The sequence below is a fragment of the Streptomyces endophyticus genome, assembly GCF_035798155.1.
GTDB lineage: Bacteria > Actinomycetota > Actinomycetes > Streptomycetales > Streptomycetaceae > Streptomyces > Streptomyces endophyticus.
In genome coordinates this window covers 201,366-220,676 of sequence record NZ_JAOZYC010000164.1, presented here as the reverse complement: position 1 = coordinate 220,676, position 19,311 = coordinate 201,366, and the positions used below count along the sequence as shown (strand labels likewise).

Below are 19,311 nucleotides of genomic sequence, written 5' to 3'. Positions count from 1 at the left end.
GCGTCAAGTCCCGGCTGGTGACGGGCAGTTGGGCGTCCACCATATGGACAGCGGTGTCTGACGGATCATCCGCTCACCGAGCGTGGTCGCTTCGGTCAGAGACCTCCCACGAGGATCTCTCCGTTCTCCTCCCGGGCCGGGTAGACCTTGATCGGTTTCACCGCGGGCGGCGACAGCGGCTCACCCGTGGCGAAGTCGAAGACGCTGCCGTGGCAGGAGCAGAGCAGCCCGTCCTCGGTGACCTTGCCCGCGGACAGGTGGCAGGCGAGGTGGGTGCAGTAGTTGGCACTGACGTGGACGTCGCCTTCGAAGCGGGACACCGCGAGTTCGAGGTCGCCGACGAAGAAGCGGCGTACGACGCCTTCCGGGACCTGCCCGGAGCGGGCCACCTTCACGTATTCGAGTTCCGTCTCCACCGTCGGTTACCCCTTTGTCCTTGCCGCGTCGGCGACCGGCTCCGCGAGCTCCATGAGTTCCGTCAGGTCCGTGTCCTCGTCGGCGAGGAGACCGGGATCGGGGCGCGCGCCCCGGGCGATGAGCTCCTTCGCCGTGTACACGTCGCCGCCGCGCTCCGCGGCGAAGGCCGCCCGTAGGACGCCGTCGGCCAGGTAAAAGGCGATGAAGTCGCGCTCGTCGAGCGAGCCGCGGACCACCAGCCGGTCCCAGCCGTGCGGGTCTCCGCAGTGCTGGAGATTGAGGCCGAACTGGTCGGACCAGAACCAGTGCGGGTCGTCGTACACGACGCTCCGACCGAGGATGTTCTTCGCCGCGGCCATCGCCTGCTTGTTGGCGTTGTCGAAGTGCTCGACGCGCACCCACCGGTCGTAGAGGGGGTGCTTGTGGTTGGCGACGTCGCCGGCCGCGTACACGCCGGGCACGCTGGTGCGGCAGTGTTCGTCGACGAGGACGCCGTTGGACACGGACAGCCCCGAGGCGTCGGCCACCTCGGTGTTGGGGAGCGCGCCGACCGCGACGACCACGGCGTCGCCCGCCACTTCCAACCCGCTCCGTGTGGTGACCACGACCGCGTCCGGTGTCGTACGCACCGTGGCCACCGTATCGCCGGTGTGCAGCTCGACCCCGCTCGTGCGCTGCACATCCGCGCAGAACGAGCCGAGTCGCGGGCCGAGCACACCCGCCAGCGGCACCTGTGCCTGTTCGAGGACGACGGGGGTGACACCCCGGGCGAGCGCCGTGGAGGCGACCTCCGAGCCGACGAAGCCGGCGCCGACGATCACCACGCGCCCGCCGGGGCGAAGCAGCGCGCGCAGGCGCAGCGCGTCGGCCATGCCCCGCAGGTGCACGATCCGCTCGTCGCCCTCGGGGACGCCCGGCAGCCTCCGGGCGCGGGCCCCCGTCGCCAGGAGCACGCGGTCGGCGGGGACGCGGGTGCCGTCGGCGAGTTCCACCGCGCGGGCCGTGGTGTCGATGCGGCGGGCCTCGGCGCCGAGGCGGAGCACGATGTCGTTGTCGCGGCACCAGTCCTCGGAGAGCAGCTCCGCGTCCTCGGGCCGCTGCGAGCCGTCGAGGAGTTCCTTGCTGAGCGGCGGGCGCTGGTAGGGGGCGTACGGTTCGTCGCCGATCAGCGTGACGGTTCCGGTGAAGCCGCGGCGGCGCAGGGTGCGGGCGGCGACCGCCGCGGCCTGGCCCGCGCCGACCACGGCGACGCTGCGGGGGTTCTCGGGCTGCTCGGGCATGGGGCTCACTCCTGTACGGGCAGGGCCGCCGCGGCGGCGGTGAGGGACGCTGAGTTCGCGGCGTACACCAGGACCCGGCCCGCCTCCACCCGCACCGGATACCCGGGCTGGCACTCGTCCCGGTCGTCCGCCCGCCCGGTGCGCAGGTCGAAGGCCCACTGGTGGCCGGGACAGATGAGGCGGCCGTTGAGGACGGTGCCTCGGGACAGCGCCTTGCCCTTGTGCACGCACGCGTCGGCGAACGCGTAGACCTCGCCGGCGTCGTGGAAGAGGGCGATACGGGTGTCACCGACGGTCACGAGTTTCTTGCGGCGCCTGGTGAGATCGGCGAATTCGGCGACGTCCACCCAGTCGGACATGGGCTCCCTCCCTGTTCTTTCGGTCCAGGTCTGTGGGGTGCGGCTACGAAAGGGGGCGGCGCCCGCCGCCCCCTTTCGGCCTTCCGTTACGCGGCCGCTGTCTGCTCCAGGTCCGGGCTGACATACGTGTCGTACAGCGACTTCGTGTACGCGAAGCGCATCTCGGCGCCCCAGCGCACGAATTGGAGGCAGCGCTGCTGCAATTGCGGGGTGTCGGCGTGGTCGAGCACGATCTGGTAGCCGCGTTCTCCGTGCACGACATCGGAGGTGATGTGGAGTTCGAAGAACTCGATCTCGTCCTCGGTGAATCCGTAGGAACCGCGCAGCGGAATGATCTGCTTCTTGTAGATGCTGGGGACCTGCGATTCGAGGCCGACGACGAGCGCGGCGGTGGCGACGACGAAGTGCTCGCGCATCGCCACGGCGTAGCACCAGGACTGGAGCCCGCGGGTGACCGCGTTCATGTTGGACGGGTCCTCGACGCGCTCGCGCGTGGTGCCGCAGGCTTCGGCGAAGCGGATGAGGAGGTCGGTGTGGCGGATGTCCGCGATCTCCTCCTCGTACATGTTCTGGAGGGTGAAGTCCTTGGCGCCGGTGAATTCGTCCGGGGTGTTTCCGTAGATGTAGCCGAGGTAGTCGGCGAACGGGCCGACGTAGTGATAGTGGTTCTCGGCCCAGCGCGCGAAATGCTCCCGCTTGAGTTCGCCGTCCGCCCATGCCCTGCTGAAGGAGGCGTTCTTGGCCTCACGGCCCTTGATGGCGCCTTCGAGAGCGCTACGGAATTCGTCCCTGGAGAGAAGCTCGGTCATGTTGCGGCGTCCTTTCCGCTGTCCGGGTAACTCCAAAGTAGAGGGGTCGAGTTGAGGGGTGGATGGTGTTTGTGCACAGGCCCCGCGGCGATCTCTGTGCACAGTGCCCCACCTCCCGTCGCGCGCGTCAGAACAGCACCGTGGCCAGTGCCGTCGCCGCCGCGAGTCCCGCGATCACGGGCAGGAAGCAGTGCCGTACGAGGTCCTGCACGGGCACCCGTGCCACACCTGCGACGGCTAGCAGCGAGGACCAGGCGATGAGGGTGCCACCGCCGGTCCACACCGAGCCCATCTGGCCGACGGCGGCGAGCGTCGCCGGGTCGGTGTGGGCGGCCGGGCCGAGCGCGCCGGCGAGCGATCCGGTCAGCGGCAGGCCCGCGAAGCCGGAGCCCTCCAGACCCGTGATCATGCCGATGATCAGGATGGCGAAGGAGAGCATGAAGCCGTTGTCGGGGATGTGCTGGTCGACGGAGGCCACCAGGTCGAAGAGGAGCGCCGGGGGCTTGGCGTCGTGCACACCCGTGATCCGCGAGACGAACTCGGCGTTCCCGAGGAAGAAGAAGCCCGCGATGGGCACGACGACACCCATCGCCTTGAAGGCGAACACCAGGCCGTCCACGACGTGGGAGGCGGCGGTGGTCAGTCCGTGGCTGCCGTCGATGCTGAAGACCGCCGCGAACAGCAGCAGCATCGCGACCCCGCCGACGAGCCCGGCCGCCTCGTCGCCCTGCACATCGCCGACCACGTCGGTGAACTTGCCGAGGAGCATGTAGCCGACGATGGCGGCGAAGGTGAGCGGGACGAGCACGGCGAACAGGCGGGAGCGGCGCACCGGTTCGGGCTTCGGCGGCGCCGCGGCCACCTCCGGGGAGGGTTCGAGCACCTGCGTGGCGGTGTCCGGGCCGGTCGCCGCGCGGGTCGCGGCCGCGGCGGCCGCCCCCTTCCCGATGCCGCGCGCCCCGGGCGAGCCGCCGAGCTGTACCTCGGCGCCCGCGTCGAGCCCGTTCTCCTGCGCCAGCCAACGCAGTTCGTGCTCGTCACCTGCCACTCCGAAGGAGCGCCGCCCGCGCAGGTAGAGGTAGGTCAGCGCCACCGCGCCGGTGATCAGGGAGAGCACCATCGCCCGGTCCGCGACCGCGCCGGTGCCCACCCCGGCGGCCTTCGCGGAGAGTCCCGGCGCGACCTGGATGACGTAGTCGCTGGAGAGCGCCATGCCCTGCCCCGCGACGGCCATCACCGCGCCCGCGGTCATCGCGGGGAGCCCGGCCCGGATCGCGGCGGGCAGCAGGATCGCGCCGATGAGGGGCACGGCGGGCGTCGGCCAGAAGAAGAGACTGATGAAGTAGGTGGCGGCGGCGATCGTCAGGAACGCGGCCCGGCCGCCCCGCATGAGCCCGCGGAACGGGCGCACCATGCGCTGTTCGGCGCCCATCGCGCGCAGGCCGCCGAGCAGCGCGGTGATGATGGCGATGATGAGGAAGATCGAGAAGAGTTCACCGGCGGCCGTCAGGCTCGCGGTGAAGATCGAGGCGAGTCCCTTGACGAGGTCGCCGCTGTAGGCCCAGGCCGTCAGGAAGGTGGCGAGGACGGCCGGGACCACGATGTTCCGGCGCGCGATCATCACGCCGATGATGACTACTACTCCCGCGAGATACGTCCAGTGCGCAGCAGTGAGTTCCACGTCCGCACTCCCTACCCGGCGCCCGGCGCTGCGGGGCCGAAGTCCGTTGGTTGTCGGGTGGTTGACGGGCATGCTGACGACCCCGGCGGCCAGGCCACAGGGGGACGATGCACATTGTCGGCGACATTATTTGTGCAGTGTGCGGACCCGTGACACGTCCCGTTTCCCGTGGATTTCGGGCCGGGGACAAGGGAGTTGCGGGCGGCCGTGATGGTGCGAAGTGCCCTGCCGCGCGCCGACTTCGAGGGCAGTGTGCACGTGGCTCGCGGCGGGTGGCCCGGTGCATACTGCGGGCATGCTCGCCACCCGCCTTGGTCTGCTTCCCCTGCTCACCGCGACGTTGACCACGACGATGGCGAACACGGTGGTCAACGTCCCCATGACGGCGATCCTGGCCGATCTGCACGCACCGCTCGGCCGGGGTGTGCTGGTGGCGACCGCGTTCCCGGTGACCCTCGCGGCGCTGATGCCGCTGTCCGGGTGGCTCGGCGACCGGTTCGGGCACCGGCGGGTACTGTGCGCCTCGATGGCGTCGATGATCCTCGGCGCGGCGGGCGCGGCGCTCGCCCCCAACCTGCCGCTGCTCGTGGCCTTCCGCATGCTTCAGGGCCTGTCCGCGGCGCCCGTGCTGCCGGTGGTGATGGTCCTCGTCGTGCAGGTCCTCGGCGAGGAACGGCGCGGCAGGGCACTGTCGTTGTGGGCGGCCGCCAACGGCGCGGGGCAGGCGCTCGGCCCGACCACCGGTGGCCTGCTCTCCGAACTCCTGGGCTGGCGTGCGGTGTTCTGGCAGATCGTGCCGCTGTCCGTCCTCGTCGTGGCCGGCGGGTGGCTGCTGCTCCCCCGCGACGACCGCTCGCGTACGCGGCCGCGTCTGGACGGGGCCGGTGCGCTGACGCTGACCTGCGGGGCCGGGCTGCTGCTCGTCGCGGCCTCGGCGCTGCCCTCGCAGGGGGCCGGTGCGCCCGTCGTCTGGGGTGCGGCGACTGCCGGTGCGCTCGCACTGGTGGCCTTCCTGCTGGTCGAGCGCAGGCGGCCCACTCCCTTCCTGCACCCCCGCCAGCTGGCCGAACTCCGCTATGTGCGCTCGTCGTTCGCGGCGGCGGCGCAGATGTTCGTCCTCGGCGCGGTACTGCTCGCCACCCCCGCGTACCTCGTCGGAACGCAGGGCATGTCGCAGTCCCGTACCGGCCTGGCCGTCCTGGCGCTGCCCCTGGCGATGGCGTCGCTGGCGCCCGTGGCCGGGCGGTGCACGGAGCGGTTCGGCGGCCGGGGTGTCATGCGGTGGGGTCTTGCGGTGCTGTTCGCGGGGGCGGTGCTGCTCGCGGTCGGGACCGGGGTGGGCCTGGGCGCCTGGCCGGTGGTGGCGGCGCTCGTACTGACCGGGGCGGGCATCGCGTTCGTCCAGACCCCGGCGGCCACGGGCGCCTCGCGTTCGGAGGCCGGGCGCACGGGGGCGGGGCTCGGCCTGTTCAGCCTGGTCCGCTTCGGCGCGACGTCCCTGGGGGCGGCGTCCGTGGCGCTGCTCGGGACCCAACCAGCGGGCCTGGTCAGGGTGTTCGGGGTGTGTGCGGGGCTCTCGGCGGTCGGGGTCGTGGTGGCTTCGCTCGGACGGGACACGGGCACGCGCGCGAGCGTGGCTACGCCGGCGGCGTCAACTCCGCCTGCAGCACCCGCAGCGAGTCGTTCAAGGTCTCGATCCGATGGGCGAGCCACACCGTGAACTGCGTCTCCGACACGCGTACGTCCATGCCGAGGGCCCGTGAGGCACGCTCCAGCTTGTACAGCATGGTGTTGCGGTGCAGTTGGAGGCGGCGGGCCGCCGCGTTGAGGTTGCCGGACTCGGCTATGTAGGCGAGCACCACCTCCTCCAGGTTCCCGGTCTGGCCGTCCGCGCGGCGCAGCGGTTCGAGCACCTCGTGGGCGAACTCCCGGCCCTGCGCCGAGCTCGCCGCCGCCTCGACCGCCGCGAACACCTGCAACTCGTCGTAGCCGCACACCTCCGACACACGCACCCGCCCCGACAGCTCAAGCGCGATCCGCGCCTCCCGGTAGCTCGCCGCGACACCGGCCGCCCCGAGCGCGGCCCGTCCGTACGCCACCTGCACACCACTCGACATCCGCTCGGAGACGAGCCGCTGGAGCTGCCGCCCGAACCGCGCCTGCGTCTCCTTGCCCGCGTCGGGCCCGAACTCGGCCACCACGACGAGCAGTTGACCCATCAACGCCGCCATCGTGAAGCCGGTACCACCACGCAACGCACCCACCGCACGCGGCAGGGACTGCGCCCTGACCGGACCCGCGTACGGCACCGAGGCGACGAACACCGCGTGCTCCGCGTCCGTGTCGAAGCGGTAATGCCGTGACCTGGCCTCCAGTTCGTGCGCGTCGGTGAAGCGGCCGTGCACGAGGGTGTCGAGGAAGTCGTCGCGCGAGCGTTCCTCCGCCTCGACGACCGAGCGCTGCCGCAGGATCTCGGAGGCGACGAGGGGCGCACCCTGCTCGACGATCACCCGGTGCTGGGCGAGGTCGTGCGCGGCGGACACCGCGCCGGGCTCGACGACGGCCACCGTCCCGTACGGCTCGCCCGCCACCCGCACCCGGGCGGTGACGACGTGCACCCGCTCCTCACCCCAGGCCACATCGAGGTCACAGGCGGTGGCATGGCCGTGCCCCAGGGCCGATTCCGCGGGCGGCCCCTGCTTGGTGTGCGCCGTGTGCACGGTGTCCGCGAGCTCCTGCCACCGCGCGTCCGTGGCATCCCTCTCCCGCTCGGCACGGGACAGGAGTTGGCCCGCCTCGTCCATGATGACCACGGAGGCGCCGGCGAGCGTGGCCATGGACCGGGCGAGCGCGGGAAGCCCCGAACCGGACGCGAACACCTCCCCCAGTGTGCGGTGCACGCGCACCCCGTACTCCAGCACATGGGCGCTGTCCGCGATCGTCTTCGTCGCCACCAGGCGTCCGATGTGGTGGTACGTCGCCTCGGGAGCGAGCCGCACCAGCGGCAGGTCCGCGGCGTCCGCCGCCCGCATCAGCGGCCCGAAGTCCGGTTCCGCGCGCGGCTGCGGGCGGGCCAGCACGGCCGCGACACCGCGTGCGGCGAGCCCGGCGAGCAAGCGCCGGCAGTCGGGCGTACAGGTCAGCTCGGCCACCGACGCGAACACCACGATCCCGGCCAGGTCCGCGCCCGCCGCGGGACGCTCGGGCCCGGGACCCGGCGGCAGTTCGGCGAGCGGCAGACACCAGGTCACCGCGTGCCGAAGGCCGGCCTTCCCGCCGAGGAGCCGCCCTCCGACGGCGGGCTCGGCGAGGAGCCTTTCGACCGTCAACTCCCTTTTGTTCGCTACGTCGTGTGCCATCTGCCTACATCCTCCTGCGGCGAAGGTGCGGAATGTACGAAGCCGCCCGGCACCTTCGCGACGAATGCTGGGGGCACGCGGAAACGCCGATGACGCGGTCGGGGCCGACGAGAACGTGGAGGTCATCTTGACTCAGAAGCTACTTGCACACCAGACCACCTCCCAGCACCGCCCACCCGCGGTGGTGACATCCTTCGACCCGGCCGCCCCGCACCGGCAGGTCACCGAGGTACCCGCTTCGAGCGCGGCCGACGCCGCCGAAGCGGTGCGCACGGCCGGGCTCGCCTTCCCCTCCTGGGCCGACGCGACGGCCGGGCGGCGCGCGCAGGCGCTGCACGGCGCGGCGGCGGCGCTCGCCGAGGACGCCGCGGGGATCGCCGCGCTGATCTGCGCCGAAGAGGGCAAGACGCTCGGCGCCGCGCGGGGCGAAGTGGCCAAGACCGTCGAGCAGTTCAGGCTCGCTGCGCAGTTGGCGTTCATGGTCGAGGGCGCCACGTACCCCGCCGAGTCCGCGGGTGTCTCGGCCTGGACGCTGCGTGTTCCGCTCGGTGTCGTCGTGGCCGTCACGCCGTGGAACTTCCCGCTGTCGCTCGCGGCCCGCAAGCTCGCCCCGGCGCTCGCGGCGGGCAACACGGTGGTCTTCAAGCCGTCGCCGGTGACACCGGGCGTCGGCGCCCGCCTTGCCGCGGCCTGCCATCGCGGCGGGGTGCCCGAGGAGGCACTGCGGGTCGTGCAGGGCGACGATCCGGAGGCGATGGCGGCGCTCGTCGGTGCGCCGGAGGTCCGTGCCGTCAGCTTCACCGGTTCGGACCGGACGGGCGCGCTGCTGCACCGCACCGTGCGCCCCGGTGTCCGTACGCAGTTCGAACTCGGCGGGCACAACGCGGCGTTGGTGTGTGCCGATGCCGAGCTGGCACACGCGGCGACCGAGGTGGCGGCCGGTGCCTTCGGCCTCACGGGGCAGGTGTGCACGGCGACGGACCGGGTCCTGGTGGACCGTTCCGTGGCGGCCGAGTTCACCGAACTCCTGGCGGAGCGCACCGCCAGGCTCACCGTCGGGCCCGGCGAGGACCCGGACGCGGCGATGGGCCCCGCGGCCACCGCGGCCCAGCGGGACCGGGTCGCCGGGCTCCTGGACTCGGCGCTCGCGGCAGGGGCGCGGGCGGTCGCGCATGGCGGCCTGATCCCCGGCGCGGACCCGGCGGGCCACTGGCTGCTGCCGACCCTCCTCGCCGACGTCCCCGCCGACCACCCCGTGCTCACCGCGGAGGTCTTCGGCCCGCTGCTGTCCGTCGTACCGGTGGACGGTCCCGACGAGGCCCTGGCCGCCCTCAACGCCGACGCCCACCGCCTCGTCACCGCCGTGCACACCCGTGACCTCGGCACGACGGCCCGCTTCGTGCGCGCGGCGCGGCACGGCATCGTCAAGGTCAACCAGCGCACCACCGGCAACGGCGTCGCTCCCCCCTTCGGCGGCTGGGGCGCCTCCAGCTCCGGCGCGTTCCCGGAGGGCGGCCGCGGCGCCCTCGACTTCGTGACCGACACCAAGACGGTCTACTGCGACCCGCTCACCGGCCGCTGACCCCTACGTACTCGTACGCCCCTGGGAGGGAACGCATGCACACCATCCACCGCCTCACCCTCGAAGACGCCGTGATCATGCTGGAGGCCGCCGAGGCCGAGGCCGCCCGGGTCGGCGTGAAGCAGACGATCTGCATCGCCGACGACGGCGCTCACCCCATCGCCCTGCATCGCATGACCGGCGCCCGCCTCACCGGCGTGGAGATCGCCATCGCGAAGGCGTTCACGGCGGCGGGCCACCAGCGCGCCACCCACCTCTTCAACGAGACACCGAAGGGCCCCGCCCTCCCGGGCAACGAGGCCTTCGGCATCCAGCACATGCACCCCGGCCGCTTCGCCGCCTTCGTCGGCGGCTTCCCGATCGTGTACGAGGGCCAGGTCATCGGCGCCGTGGGCGTCAGCGGGGGCAACGGCGAGCAGGACAAGGCGGTCGGCGCGGCGGCGCTCGCCGCGTTCGAGGAGAAGGTGGCGGTGCGCGGGCAGTGACTCGCGCTTCCCTTCCGGTTGATAGGCAAGCGAGTACTTGCCTATGCTGGGGTCGTGGCCGATGACCTGTTCAAAGCCTTGGCCGACCCCACCCGCCGCACGATCCTCGACGAGCTGACGCAGAAGTCGGGGCAGACCCTGTTCGAGATCTGCTCCCGGCTGACCATGAAGCATCAGCTGAACCTGTCCAGGCAGGCCATCTCCCAGCACCTCGCCGTGCTGGAGGCGGCCGGACTCGTCGAGGCCAGGCGGGAGGGCCGTTACAAGTTCCACGATGTGAACACCGCCCCGCTGCGCGAGATAGCGGAGCGGTGGCTCACGCCAGCAGCCCCTGCACAGGACCCGGAAGAGAGCACCCCATGAAGATCCACATGACCAGCGTCTTCGTCGACGACCAGGCCAAGGCGGCGCACTTCTACACCGAGATCCTCGGCTTCAAGAAGAAGCACGACGTGGATCTGGGCGAGGCCCGCTGGCTGACCGTCGTGTCGTCCGAGGAGCCCGACGCCGCCGAGCTGCTCCTGGAGCCCTCGGGCCACCCGGCCGTCAAGCCCTACCGGGACGCGCTGATCGCGGACGGCATCCCGCTCGCCCAGTTCGCCGTGGACGACGTGCAGGCCGAGTACGAGCGGCTGACCGCGCTCGGCGTGCACTTCACCCAGGAGCCGCTGGAGATGGGCCCGGTCACGACCGCCGTGCTCGACGACACCTGCGGCAACCTCATCCAGATCGCGACCGAGCCCAAGTAGGACCGGATTCGCGTTACGCGCGCCGCCGCCCGAAGACCGCGATGCCCGTGGCGACGGCGGCGGCGATCAGCCCGATCCCGCCGAAGATCAGCGGCAGCAGCCACAGCGAGAGAAACCCGTTGATCTGCGCGCCCTCGGGGTCATCGGCCCGGTACAGCACCTCGACGCGCTCCCCCTCCTCGTACGAGGGCGGGTTGGAGCCCGTCGAGCTGCGGAAGGTGTACGGGGTGCCGTCCGCCGCGGCGAACTCGACGACGGGGTACGCGGAGGGCCTGTCCCGGTCCCGCGACTTGCGGGACGAGCCGATGTCGGCGTCGCGCCACTGCAGGGACACGACCGTGCCCGTCGTACGGTCCGCCTCCCGCAGCAGCGAGATCGACGACCACGCCAGGATCAGCCCGACCACCAGGAAGATCCCGCCGAACGCCGACACCCCCACCACGACCCATCGGCGTACCGCCCGCCCCCGCACCTGAACCTGCACGTCGTGCCTCTCACTCGTCCAACACTCGTCCAAAGAGGAGGGAGGTTATCGCAGAACGGGTCAGCCGCTGCCGGTGAGTTCGCCGCTCAGCCCTCCGTGCAGGGCGGCGCTGTCCGGGTTGAAGCCGACGATCTCGACGCGCTTGCCGCGCTCCGCGTACTTGGTCTCGATCGCGTCGAGCGCGGCGACCGACGAGGCGTCCCAGATGTGCGTCCCGGAGAGGTCGATGACGACCTTGTCGGGGTCGCCGGCGTAGTCGAACCGGGTCACCAGGTCGTTGGAGGAGGCGAAGAAGAGCTCGCCGGTGACCGAGTAGACGACCTGGCCGCCGTCGGGATCGGTGACCGAGGTGACGTTCGCGACGTGGGCGACGCGCCGGGCGAAGATGACCATCGCGGTGACCGAGCCGAGGACCACGCCGATCGCGAGGTTGCTGGTGGCCACCACGACGACGACCGTCAGCACCATGACGACGATCTCGCCGGCCGGCATCCGCTTCAGCGTCCTCGGCGCGATGGAGTGCCAGTCGAACGTCGCGAAGCACACCATCACCATGACGGCGACCAGGGCACCCATCGGGATCTCGGAGACGACGGGCCCGAAGACCACGCACAGCACCATCAGGAACACGCCCGCGAGGAACGTGGACAGGCGGGTCCTGGCCCCTGACACCTTTACGTTGATCATCGTCTGCCCGATCATGGCGCAGCCGCCCATGCCGCCGAAGAAGCCGGTGACGATGTTGGCGATGCCCTGCCCGATCGACTCGCGGGTCTTGGACGAGCGGCTGTCGGTGATCTCGTCGACCAGCTTGGCCGTCATCAGGGACTCCATGAGCCCGACCAGCGCCATCGCGAGCGCGTACGGCGCGATGATCTTCAGGGTCTCGAAGGTGAACGGCACGTCCGGCAAGCCCGGTACCGGCAGCGAGGACGGCAGCGCGCCCTTGTCCCCCACGGTCGGCACCGCGATCCCGGCGGCGACCGTGATGACGGTCAGGATGACGATGGAGACGAGCGGCGCCGGGACGGCCTTGGTGACCTTGGGGAAGAACACCATCAGCGCGAGCCCGCCGACGATCAGCGGGTAGACGGCCCACGGCACGTCCGTCATCTCCGGCACCTGCGCCATGAAGATCATGACGGCGAGCGCGTTGACGAAGCCGACCATCACGCTGCGCGGTACGAACCGCATCAGCTTCGCCACTCCGAGGGCGCCGAGGACGATCTGGAACACACCGGCCAGGATCACCGCGGCGACCAGATAGCCGAACCCGTGCTCCCGGTTGAGCGGCGCGATCACCAGCGCGACCGCGCCGGTGGCGGCCGAGATCATGGCGCGCCGACCGCCGACGATCGAGATGGTCACGGCCATGGTGAACGCGGCGAAGAGACCGATCTGCGGATCGACACCCGCGATGACCGAGAACGAGATCGCCTCGGGGATCAGCGCGAGCCCCACCACGAGCCCGCCCAGGATCTCGGTGCGCCACACCTTCGGGTCGGACCACCAGTCGGGGCGCAGGCGCCGCAGCCGGGCGGCCGGGGACGGGAGGGCGGGCGCGGAGGAGGGGGACAAGAGAAAGGGCCTGTCGTGGTCGGGCACACCGGCGTCGCGTGGCCTGTGCGGAGGGATGGAGGGGCGGCGGGCGGCGCGCGGCCAACCCGGACGACCGGCAACTCTACCCTGACGTTAGGGTAGAGATCGGCGTCGCCGACTGTGGCCCCGGTGACACCACGTAGACACGGAGAGAGGCGCCGCGTGAGCCGCGAGCACATGCAGATCGGCGAGGTCGCCGCCCGGACCGAGCTGTCGCTGCGCACCATCCGGCACTACGAGGAGACGGGCCTGGTCATCCCGTCCGCCCGCTCGCAGGGCGGCTTCCGCCTCTACACCGAGAACGACGTGGCCCGGCTGATGGTGATCCGCCGTATGAAGCCGCTCGGGTTCACCCTCGACCAGATGCGGGACCTCCTGGACGCCACGGACCGCCTCGACGCGACGCCGCCGCCCGAGGGCGGCGAGCGCGAGCAACTCCTGGACCGTGTACGCCACTTCGAGCAGGCGGCGGCCGACCGCGTCGCGGACCTGCGCAAACAGCTCGGCCGCGCGGAGGAGTTCGCGGGAACGCTGCGGGAGCGGCTGGACGGGGCCGGGGCGGCGTAACCGGTCCCCGCACCCGCGGCGAGCGGCGTAGCCGGCCCCCGCACCCGCGGGGAAATCCGCTACCGGGGGCTGTCGCCGCGTGCCAGGATCACGCCATGACACGCACCGACATGCCCCCGTCCTGGGACGAGCGCACGATGCTCACGACCTTCCTCGACTACGCGCGCGCCACGGCCGTCGCGAAGTGCGCCGACCTCGCGCCCGAGCACGGGGGTGCGGCGCCGCTGCCCGGGTCGCCGCTCATGACACTGGGCGGTCTGATCAACCACCTCCGGTGGGTCGAGTACCACTGGATCCAGGTGATCTTCCTCGGCGAGGAGGACGCGGGGCCGTGGACGGACGAGGACCCGGACCGCGAGATGCGGCTCGGCGCGCAGACCCCCGTTTCCCAACTCGTCGCCGAGTACGAGGAGCAGAGCGCGCGGTACCGCGAACTCGTCGCCGGAACCGACCTGTTGACCACCGCGAAGCGCCCGATCAGGGACGGCACGCATGTCACCCTCGGCTGGATCCTGATGCACATGATCGAGGAGACCTCGCGCCACAACGGGCACATCGACATCCTCCGGGAGATGGCCGACGGCGCGGTGGGCGACTAGGAAGAGCGGTGGGTGACTAGGAAGACAGGCGGCCAGGCGCTACGCCTCCCGGCTGCGGTCCCTGACCTCGGGCCGCGGCTGGAAGCCCGCCGCCTGGTAGGTGGCCACGGCCGCGGTGTTGGCGCTCGGTGTGCCCACGAGGGCGCTCGACGCGCCGAGTTCGCGGAGCGCGGCCGCCGCGGCGACGCAGATCGCCGCCCCGTGACCGCGGCCCCGGTGGTCCCGGTGCACACCCATGGGTTCGAGCAGCCCGGGGCGTCCCGGCCCCGCCGACCACACCGTCACCGCCGCCACGGCCGCGCCCCCGTCGTCGTACGCGAGCAGACACCGGGCCTGCGCGTGCGGCGACCCGGCCGCCATCGCGTGCCAGCGTGCCTCGGTGAACATGGCCCCCTCGAACGCCGACCGGTGCACGGCGGCGTACGCGTCCGCCCGGTCGGGGCCCGCCACCTCGATCCGCACGGCCGGGGGCCCGACCGGCTCGGTGAGATCGCGACGCAGCGGCGTCCACGCCTCACCGGCACCCCAGCCGGCCCCGGCCAGGAGGTCGTCCAGCAGGACGCCCCAGGGAGCCTCGATGTCGACCGGCCCCTCGGGCAGGACCCCGCGCCCCGGATCGACCACATCGGCGAGCAACTGCCGTGCCAGCTCGGCGTCTTGGTGGGCGTCGGGCGCGAGGGTCAGCCGCAGCAGGGTGGGCCCGTCCAGCAGGCCGACGGCGAGGACCCGCCCGTCACGGCGCCACGTCCGCACCGACGCGGCGATCCGCTCGGCGCCCCAGCGCCAGTACCAGCCCAGGTCGCCGGGGTGCAGCTGCATCGGCGCCGTGTCGTGCTGCCACGACCGCAGGGCGTCGACGACCGCGCCCAGTTCGTCGACTTCGGGTGTCCCCAACTCGATGTCCATGTCGGCGATGACACACCATGGGGGCCGGTGCCCGCACCCGAATTCCGCCGACGACGTCGGTTGCCGTGCCCGTGAACCGCCCCTCAGTCCTTGAACCGCTCGTCGTCCATCCCCGCCATGAGCGCCTGGTGGCTGCGCCGCACGTGTTCGCGCATGACGCGCTCCGCGCCGTCGCCGTCCTTGGCGCGGATGAGGTCGAGTACGCGGTGGTGCTCGTGGTCGGACTCGCTGAGGCGGCCCGGCTGGGACAGGGACGTGCGCACGAGGCGGGCGTAGGCGAGCTGGTTCATCAGGGTGCGGTAGTGGGCCTCCAGCTTGGAGTTGTCGGCCCCGACCATGATCAGCTCGTGGAAGTCGTGCACCAGCTTCTCGTACTGCTCGGAGTCGCCGGCGCGCACCGCCTCGTCGGCGGCGCTCATGTTGGCGGCGAGCCGTTCCACCTCGGGAACGTTGCCGCGGAAGGCGAGGAGGCGGGCCGCCGCGCCTTCGAGGAGCTCCTTCATCTGGAAGAGCTCCGTGATCTCACGGCGCGAGGGCACGGCGACGAACGTGCCGACGCGCGGGCGCACCTCCACCAGGCCCTCGATCTGGAGCTGCTTGAGGGCCTCACGGATGGGGGTGCGGCTGACGCCGAAGGTCTGCGACAGCGTCATCTCGGAGAGGCTGGAGCGTGGCGGCAGCTCTCCACTGATGATCATCCGGCGCAGCTCTTCGGCGACCTTCGCCTGCATGCTGGTCTGCTGCAGCGGCCTGCGTGCGGGGTGATCGGGCTCTTGCATGGCACGAGAACCTAGTCTTCGGGGACGCATGGCGTCAATTGACGGGGAATCCCGGAATTGCCATGCAAGAAGGCGGGCAATGCCGTGGGGGCGCCGGCCCTACTCGAAGGCCGGGACGACCTCCTTGATGAACAGTTGCAGGGACTCGCGCTTCTCCTCGTGCGAGAGCGTGTTGTCGATCCAGAAGCTGTACTCGTCGATGCCCAGCTCCTCATAGGCGCGCAGCCGCTCGATCACCTCGGCGGGCGTGCCGATCATCGCGGTCCTGCGCAGGGCCTCCGGGGCGAACTCGGGGCGCTCGGCGAACTTCTCCTCGGGGCTGGGCTCCAGGAAGCCGTTGACCGGGGCCTTCTTGTTGCCGAACCAGGCGTCGAAGGTGCGGTAGAAGCGGTTGATGCCCTCGGCCGCCGGGCGCCAGCCCTCCGGGTCCTCCGGGGCGTGCACGTGGGTGTGGCGCAGCACCATGATGTCGGGGCGGTCCACCTCGGGGTGGCCCGCCACGGCGGTGTCGAACTTGTCCTTGAGCGCGGCGACCTCCTCGTCGCCCTTCATCAGCGGGGTCACCATGACGTTGCAGCCCTGCGAGACGGCGAAGTCGTGCGAGGCGGGGTCGCGGGCGGCGACCCACATCGGCGGGGTGGGCCGCTGCACCGGCTTGGGCACGCTGGTCGACGTCGGGAACTGCCAGACCTCGCCGTCGTGGGCGTAGTCCCCCTGCCACAACGCCCGTACGGCGGGGACGAGTTCGCGCAGGTGCTTGCCGCCGTCGCTCGCGGCGAGGCCGTCCGCGAGGCGGTCGAACTCGATCTGGTACGCGCCGCGGGCGATGCCGACCTCGGCCCTGCCGTTGCTGATCACGTCGAGGAGCGCGGTCTCCCCCGCGGCCCGGACCGGGTGCCAGAACGGGGCGATGATGGTGCCCGCGCCGAGCCGGATGGTGTCGGTCTTCGCCGCCAGGTGCGCCAGGATCGGCATCGGGCTGGGCGAGATCGTGTACTCCATGGCGTGGTGCTCGCCGACCCACACCGTGCTGAACCCGCCGGCCTCGGCCATCTGCGTCAGCTCGGTGAGGTTCTCGAAGAGTTCGCGGTGGGAGGTCTCCTCGTCCCAGCGCTCCATGTGCACGAACAGCGAAAACCTCATGACAGCTCCTCTTCTGTGGTGGGGGTGGGGGTGGGGGTAGGGGTGTGCGGCGCGTGCATCTCGGCGATCGTGGTGTCTCCCGTGGACCAGTGCGTCGTGGGCACCTCGTGGACGACGATCCGGATGTACTCGGGCCGGGTGTCGAGCGAGCGCAGCACGGCCTCGTGGACCTCGTGCTGCAGGGTTCTGATCTGCTCGGGGGTGCGGCCCTCGGCGAGCGTGACGGTGACCTGGGGCACGGCGATCAGCCCCGCATCGTGAACGGGTCGGCCACGGGCTCCTCGCTCGTGTTGATCCATACGCTCTTGAGCCGGGTGTACTCCTTGATGGTCTCGGTGCCGTGCTCGACGCCGACGCCGCTGGCCTTGAAGCCCTGGCGCGGGGACATCGGGGACATGGCCCGGTAGGTGTTGACCCAGACCGTGCCCGCGTCGAGGCGGCCCGCGACCCGGTGGGCGCGGGACAGGTTGGTGGTCCAGATCCCGGCCGCCAGGCCGTACTCGGTGTCATTGGCGAGGCCGACGACCTCGTCCTCGGTGTCGAAGGGCATGATCGCCACGACCGGGCCGAAGATCTCCTCGCGGACCACGCGCATGCTGTTGTCGACGTCGACCAGGACGGTCGGCTCGTAGAAGCAGCCGCCCGTGCCGCCGTCGGTGGGCGCGCCGCCGGTCAGTACCCGGGCGCCCTCCTCGCGGCCGAGGTCGACGTACGCGGCGACCTTGTCGCGCTGCGCCTCGAAGGCGAGCGGGCCGAGTTCGGTGGCCTCGTCGAGGGGGTCGCCGATGCGGATGGACTTGGCGCGCTCGCAGACCCGCTCCAGGAGCTCCTCGTAGACGGAGCGGTGGGCGAAGACGCGGCTGCCGGCGATGCAGGTCTGTCCGGCCGCGGCGAAGACACCGGCGATGACACCCATGGCGGCGTTCGGCACGTCGGCGTCCTCGAAGACGATCTGCGGGGACTTGCCGCCGAGTTCGAGGGTGGAGCCGATGAAGCGGCCCGCGGCCGACGCGGCGATCTTCGATCCGGTCGCCGTGGAGCCGGTGAAGGAGATCTTGGCGAGGTCCTCGTGGTCGACGAGAGGCCCACCGGCCTCGGCGCCGTACCCGGTGACGACGTTGACGACGCCGGGCGGGAAGCCGGCCTCCAGCGCGAGCTCCGCGAGGCGCAGGCCACTGGCCGAGGTGTACTCGGAGGGCTTGACGACGACCGTGTTGCCCGCGCACAGGGCGGGGGCCAGCTTGCTGGTGGTCAGGGTCAGCGGCGAGTTCCACGGGGTGATCGCGCCGACGACGCCGAGGGGTTCGCGCGCCGTGTAGTTGAGGACGGCGCGGTCGGAGGTGGGGACGGTCTCGCCGTGGATCTTGTCGGCGAGGCCCGCGTAGTAGTGGAAGTACTCGGGCAGCGAGGCGAGTTGGCCGCGCATCTCGCGCAGCAGCTTGCCGTTGTCCCGCGACTCCATGAGGGCGAGCTCGTCGGCGTTCTCGGCGACGAGCTCGCCGAGGCGGCGCAGCAGGTGGCCCCGCCGGGTCTGGCTGAGGTCGCGCCAGCCGGGGTCCTCGAAGGCGGCGCGCGCGGCGGCGACGGCCTTGTCGATGTCGGCGGCGGTGCCGCGGGCGGCGCGGTAGAGGGTGCGGCCGGTGGCCGGGTCGGTGCTGTCGAAGTACTCGCCCGCGGCGGGCTCGACCCACCTGCCGCCGATGAAGTGCTTCCAGGTCGTGAGGGTCGTGAGCGTCGTGGGCTCAGACATGTGCGGTGTCTCCAGGTGCGCTCTCGTCGGTGTGCTGTGCGCTCTGCGCGAGGAATGCGGTGAGGGCCTCGGCGAACGTCTCCGGGCGCTCGACGGGCAGCATGTGCCGCGCCCCGGGCACGATCACGGCCCGGCACGCGGGCAGCGCCGCGGCGAGCCGGTGTGTCATCTCCGGGGTGGATCCGGGGTCGTTCTCGCCTGTCAGGGCGAGCGCGGGCACGGTGATGTCACCGAGTCGCGGGCCGAGCTCGGCGTCGGCGTCCGCGAAGACCCGGTAGCAGCCGAGGAAGGAGTCGACGTCGTTGGCGCGCAGTGTGGCCCGCGTCCGGTCGATGACCTCGTCCGGCACGGTGGTGCCCGCGTACCAGCGCTCGATGGACGCCGCGGTGCTCGCCGTGAAGTCGCTCTCGGCGGCTCGCAGCCGGGCCCGGACGGCCGCCCGCTCGTCGGGGGTGCGGCGGCACACCGAGCTCACCGAGGTGAGCGTGCGCGTCAACTCCGGTCGGTGCAGCGCGAGTTGCTGGGCGACCAGGGCGCCGAGCGAGAACCCGACCAGGTGCGATCCTGCCGGGATGTGCCCGGCGACCCCGTCGGCGAGCTCCGCGAGGGTCACGTCGCCGCGCACGGGCGGGCGGGCGCCGTGTCCCGGCAGGTCGATCGCGATGACGGTGAAGCGGTCGGCCAGCAGGGCGGTGACGGGCTCCCACATGGTGCGGTCGAGGCCGACACCGTGCAGGAGTACGAGGGGCGGCTTGTCCATGGC

General features: G+C 71.6%; 21 protein-coding genes. 7 read left to right on the top strand and 14 right to left on the bottom strand.

Features of this window, described 5'->3' with window-relative positions; all coding sequences use genetic code 11:
• Positions 1-95: 95 nt before the first annotated feature.
• The 5 genes from OKJ99_RS33845 to OKJ99_RS33825 all read right to left on the bottom strand — a co-directional run bounded on the left by OKJ99_RS33845 (position 96) and on the right by OKJ99_RS33825 (position 4,546).
• Positions 96-416: a Rieske (2Fe-2S) protein gene (locus OKJ99_RS33845; RefSeq protein WP_326021990.1), complete on the bottom strand. Its 321-nt coding sequence runs from the start codon at positions 414-416 to the stop codon at positions 96-98.
• Positions 417-422: 6 nt separating this feature from the next.
• Positions 423-1,697: an NAD(P)/FAD-dependent oxidoreductase gene (locus tag OKJ99_RS33840; RefSeq protein WP_326021989.1), complete on the bottom strand. Its 1,275-nt coding sequence runs from the start codon at positions 1,695-1,697 to the stop codon at positions 423-425.
• A 5-nt stretch (positions 1,698-1,702) separates the two neighbouring features.
• Positions 1,703-2,056, bottom strand: a complete 354-nt coding sequence (locus OKJ99_RS33835; protein WP_326021988.1) for a Rieske (2Fe-2S) protein — start codon at positions 2,054-2,056, stop codon at positions 1,703-1,705.
• A gap of 86 nt (positions 2,057-2,142) precedes the next feature.
• Positions 2,143-2,865, bottom strand: a complete 723-nt coding sequence (locus tag OKJ99_RS33830; protein ID WP_326021987.1) for a TenA family transcriptional regulator — start codon at positions 2,863-2,865, stop codon at positions 2,143-2,145.
• 127 nt (positions 2,866-2,992) lie between these two features.
• Entirely contained in the window at positions 2,993-4,546 is a 1,554-nt protein-coding gene (locus OKJ99_RS33825; RefSeq protein ID WP_326021985.1) for a hypothetical protein, read from the bottom strand.
• Positions 4,547-4,841: 295 nt separating this feature from the next.
• Here OKJ99_RS33825 and OKJ99_RS33820 point away from each other — a divergent pair, with 295 nt between their 5' ends.
• Entirely contained in the window at positions 4,842-6,266 is a 1,425-nt protein-coding gene (locus OKJ99_RS33820) for an MFS transporter (protein WP_326021983.1), read from the top strand.
• Here OKJ99_RS33820 and OKJ99_RS33815 read toward each other — a convergent pair.
• On the bottom strand, positions 6,184-7,905 hold the full coding sequence (locus OKJ99_RS33815) for a helix-turn-helix domain-containing protein (protein ID WP_326021982.1): 1,722 nt from the start codon (positions 7,903-7,905) through the stop codon (positions 6,184-6,186). The genes OKJ99_RS33820 and OKJ99_RS33815 overlap by 83 nt on opposite strands.
• Positions 7,906-8,032: 127 nt before the next feature.
• Here OKJ99_RS33815 and OKJ99_RS33810 point away from each other — a divergent pair, with 127 nt between their 5' ends.
• From OKJ99_RS33810 to OKJ99_RS33795, 4 genes are read left to right on the top strand one after another with little or no spacing between them, the layout of a single operon-like run.
• Positions 8,033-9,487, top strand: coding sequence for an aldehyde dehydrogenase family protein (locus tag OKJ99_RS33810; RefSeq protein WP_326021980.1), 1,455 nt, complete (start codon positions 8,033-8,035; stop codon positions 9,485-9,487).
• Between the two features lie 35 nt (positions 9,488-9,522).
• Entirely contained in the window at positions 9,523-9,972 is a 450-nt protein-coding gene (locus OKJ99_RS33805) for a GlcG/HbpS family heme-binding protein (protein ID WP_326021978.1), read from the top strand.
• Between the two features lie 54 nt (positions 9,973-10,026).
• On the top strand, positions 10,027-10,335 hold the full coding sequence (locus OKJ99_RS33800) for an ArsR/SmtB family transcription factor (RefSeq protein ID WP_326021977.1): 309 nt from the start codon (positions 10,027-10,029) through the stop codon (positions 10,333-10,335).
• Complete coding sequence (locus tag OKJ99_RS33795; RefSeq protein WP_326021975.1) at positions 10,332-10,721, top strand: VOC family protein; 390 nt, start codon at positions 10,332-10,334, stop codon at positions 10,719-10,721. The genes OKJ99_RS33800 and OKJ99_RS33795 overlap by 4 nt, the downstream gene beginning before the upstream one ends.
• Positions 10,722-10,734: 13 nt before the next feature.
• Here OKJ99_RS33795 and OKJ99_RS33790 read toward each other — a convergent pair whose 3' ends face one another.
• Positions 10,735-11,205: a DUF3592 domain-containing protein gene (locus OKJ99_RS33790; RefSeq protein ID WP_326021974.1), complete on the bottom strand. Its 471-nt coding sequence runs from the start codon at positions 11,203-11,205 to the stop codon at positions 10,735-10,737.
• Positions 11,206-11,265: 60 nt separating this feature from the next.
• Complete coding sequence (locus tag OKJ99_RS33785) at positions 11,266-12,783, bottom strand: SulP family inorganic anion transporter (protein ID WP_326021973.1); 1,518 nt, start codon at positions 12,781-12,783, stop codon at positions 11,266-11,268.
• A gap of 183 nt (positions 12,784-12,966) precedes the next feature.
• Here OKJ99_RS33785 and OKJ99_RS33780 point away from each other — a divergent pair, with 183 nt between their 5' ends.
• A complete protein-coding gene (locus tag OKJ99_RS33780) occupies positions 12,967-13,371 on the top strand; it encodes a MerR family transcriptional regulator (RefSeq protein WP_326021972.1) in 405 nt (134 codons plus the stop codon).
• 95 nt (positions 13,372-13,466) lie between these two features.
• The gene (locus tag OKJ99_RS33775) at positions 13,467-13,970 is read left to right on the top strand and encodes a DinB family protein (RefSeq protein WP_326021971.1); all 504 of its coding nucleotides are present in this window, start codon (positions 13,467-13,469) and stop codon (positions 13,968-13,970) included.
• Between the two features lie 39 nt (positions 13,971-14,009).
• On the opposite strand, the gene OKJ99_RS33770 is transcribed toward OKJ99_RS33775, so the two are convergent.
• From OKJ99_RS33770 to OKJ99_RS33745, 6 genes are all read right to left on the bottom strand, one after another.
• The gene (locus tag OKJ99_RS33770; protein WP_326021970.1) at positions 14,010-14,876 is read right to left on the bottom strand and encodes a GNAT family N-acetyltransferase; all 867 of its coding nucleotides are present in this window, start codon (positions 14,874-14,876) and stop codon (positions 14,010-14,012) included.
• An 83-nt stretch (positions 14,877-14,959) separates the two neighbouring features.
• Positions 14,960-15,655 (bottom strand): GntR family transcriptional regulator, encoded by a 696-nt coding sequence (locus tag OKJ99_RS33765; RefSeq protein WP_326021968.1) that lies wholly within the window; start codon positions 15,653-15,655, stop codon positions 14,960-14,962.
• Between the two features lie 99 nt (positions 15,656-15,754).
• A complete protein-coding gene (locus tag OKJ99_RS33760) occupies positions 15,755-16,798 on the bottom strand; it encodes an LLM class flavin-dependent oxidoreductase (RefSeq protein WP_326021966.1) in 1,044 nt (347 codons plus the stop codon).
• Positions 16,795-17,037 (bottom strand): tautomerase family protein, encoded by a 243-nt coding sequence (locus tag OKJ99_RS33755; protein ID WP_326021965.1) that lies wholly within the window; start codon positions 17,035-17,037, stop codon positions 16,795-16,797. Before OKJ99_RS33755 ends, OKJ99_RS33760 begins: the two co-directional genes overlap by 4 nt.
• Before the next feature lie 5 nt (positions 17,038-17,042).
• The gene (locus OKJ99_RS33750) at positions 17,043-18,548 is read right to left on the bottom strand and encodes an aldehyde dehydrogenase (protein WP_326021963.1); all 1,506 of its coding nucleotides are present in this window, start codon (positions 18,546-18,548) and stop codon (positions 17,043-17,045) included.
• A complete protein-coding gene (locus tag OKJ99_RS33745; protein WP_326021961.1) occupies positions 18,541-19,308 on the bottom strand; it encodes an alpha/beta fold hydrolase in 768 nt (255 codons plus the stop codon). The genes OKJ99_RS33750 and OKJ99_RS33745 overlap by 8 nt, the downstream gene beginning before the upstream one ends.
• Between the last annotated feature and the right edge of the window lie 3 nt (positions 19,309-19,311).

Coding starts and splice junctions, on each gene's coding strand:
- OKJ99_RS33750 (WP_326021963.1), bottom strand. CDS start 18,548: ATGTCTGAGCCCACGACGCTCACGACCCTCACGACCTGGAAGCACTTC.
- OKJ99_RS33820 (WP_326021983.1), top strand. CDS start 4,842: ATGCTCGCCACCCGCCTTGGTCTGCTTCCCCTGCTCACCGCGACGTTG.
- OKJ99_RS33775 (WP_326021971.1), top strand. CDS start 13,467: ATGACACGCACCGACATGCCCCCGTCCTGGGACGAGCGCACGATGCTC.
- OKJ99_RS33765 (WP_326021968.1), bottom strand. CDS start 15,655: ATGCAAGAGCCCGATCACCCCGCACGCAGGCCGCTGCAGCAGACCAGC.
- OKJ99_RS33840 (WP_326021989.1), bottom strand. CDS start 1,697: ATGCCCGAGCAGCCCGAGAACCCCCGCAGCGTCGCCGTGGTCGGCGCG.
- OKJ99_RS33815 (WP_326021982.1), bottom strand. CDS start 7,905: ATGGCACACGACGTAGCGAACAAAAGGGAGTTGACGGTCGAAAGGCTC.
- OKJ99_RS33760 (WP_326021966.1), bottom strand. CDS start 16,798: ATGAGGTTTTCGCTGTTCGTGCACATGGAGCGCTGGGACGAGGAGACC.
- OKJ99_RS33770 (WP_326021970.1), bottom strand. CDS start 14,876: ATGGACATCGAGTTGGGGACACCCGAAGTCGACGAACTGGGCGCGGTC.
- OKJ99_RS33795 (WP_326021975.1), top strand. CDS start 10,332: ATGAAGATCCACATGACCAGCGTCTTCGTCGACGACCAGGCCAAGGCG.
- OKJ99_RS33830 (WP_326021987.1), bottom strand. CDS start 2,865: ATGACCGAGCTTCTCTCCAGGGACGAATTCCGTAGCGCTCTCGAAGGC.
- OKJ99_RS33835 (WP_326021988.1), bottom strand. CDS start 2,056: ATGTCCGACTGGGTGGACGTCGCCGAATTCGCCGATCTCACCAGGCGC.
- OKJ99_RS33805 (WP_326021978.1), top strand. CDS start 9,523: ATGCACACCATCCACCGCCTCACCCTCGAAGACGCCGTGATCATGCTG.
- OKJ99_RS33745 (WP_326021961.1), bottom strand. CDS start 19,308: ATGGACAAGCCGCCCCTCGTACTCCTGCACGGTGTCGGCCTCGACCGC.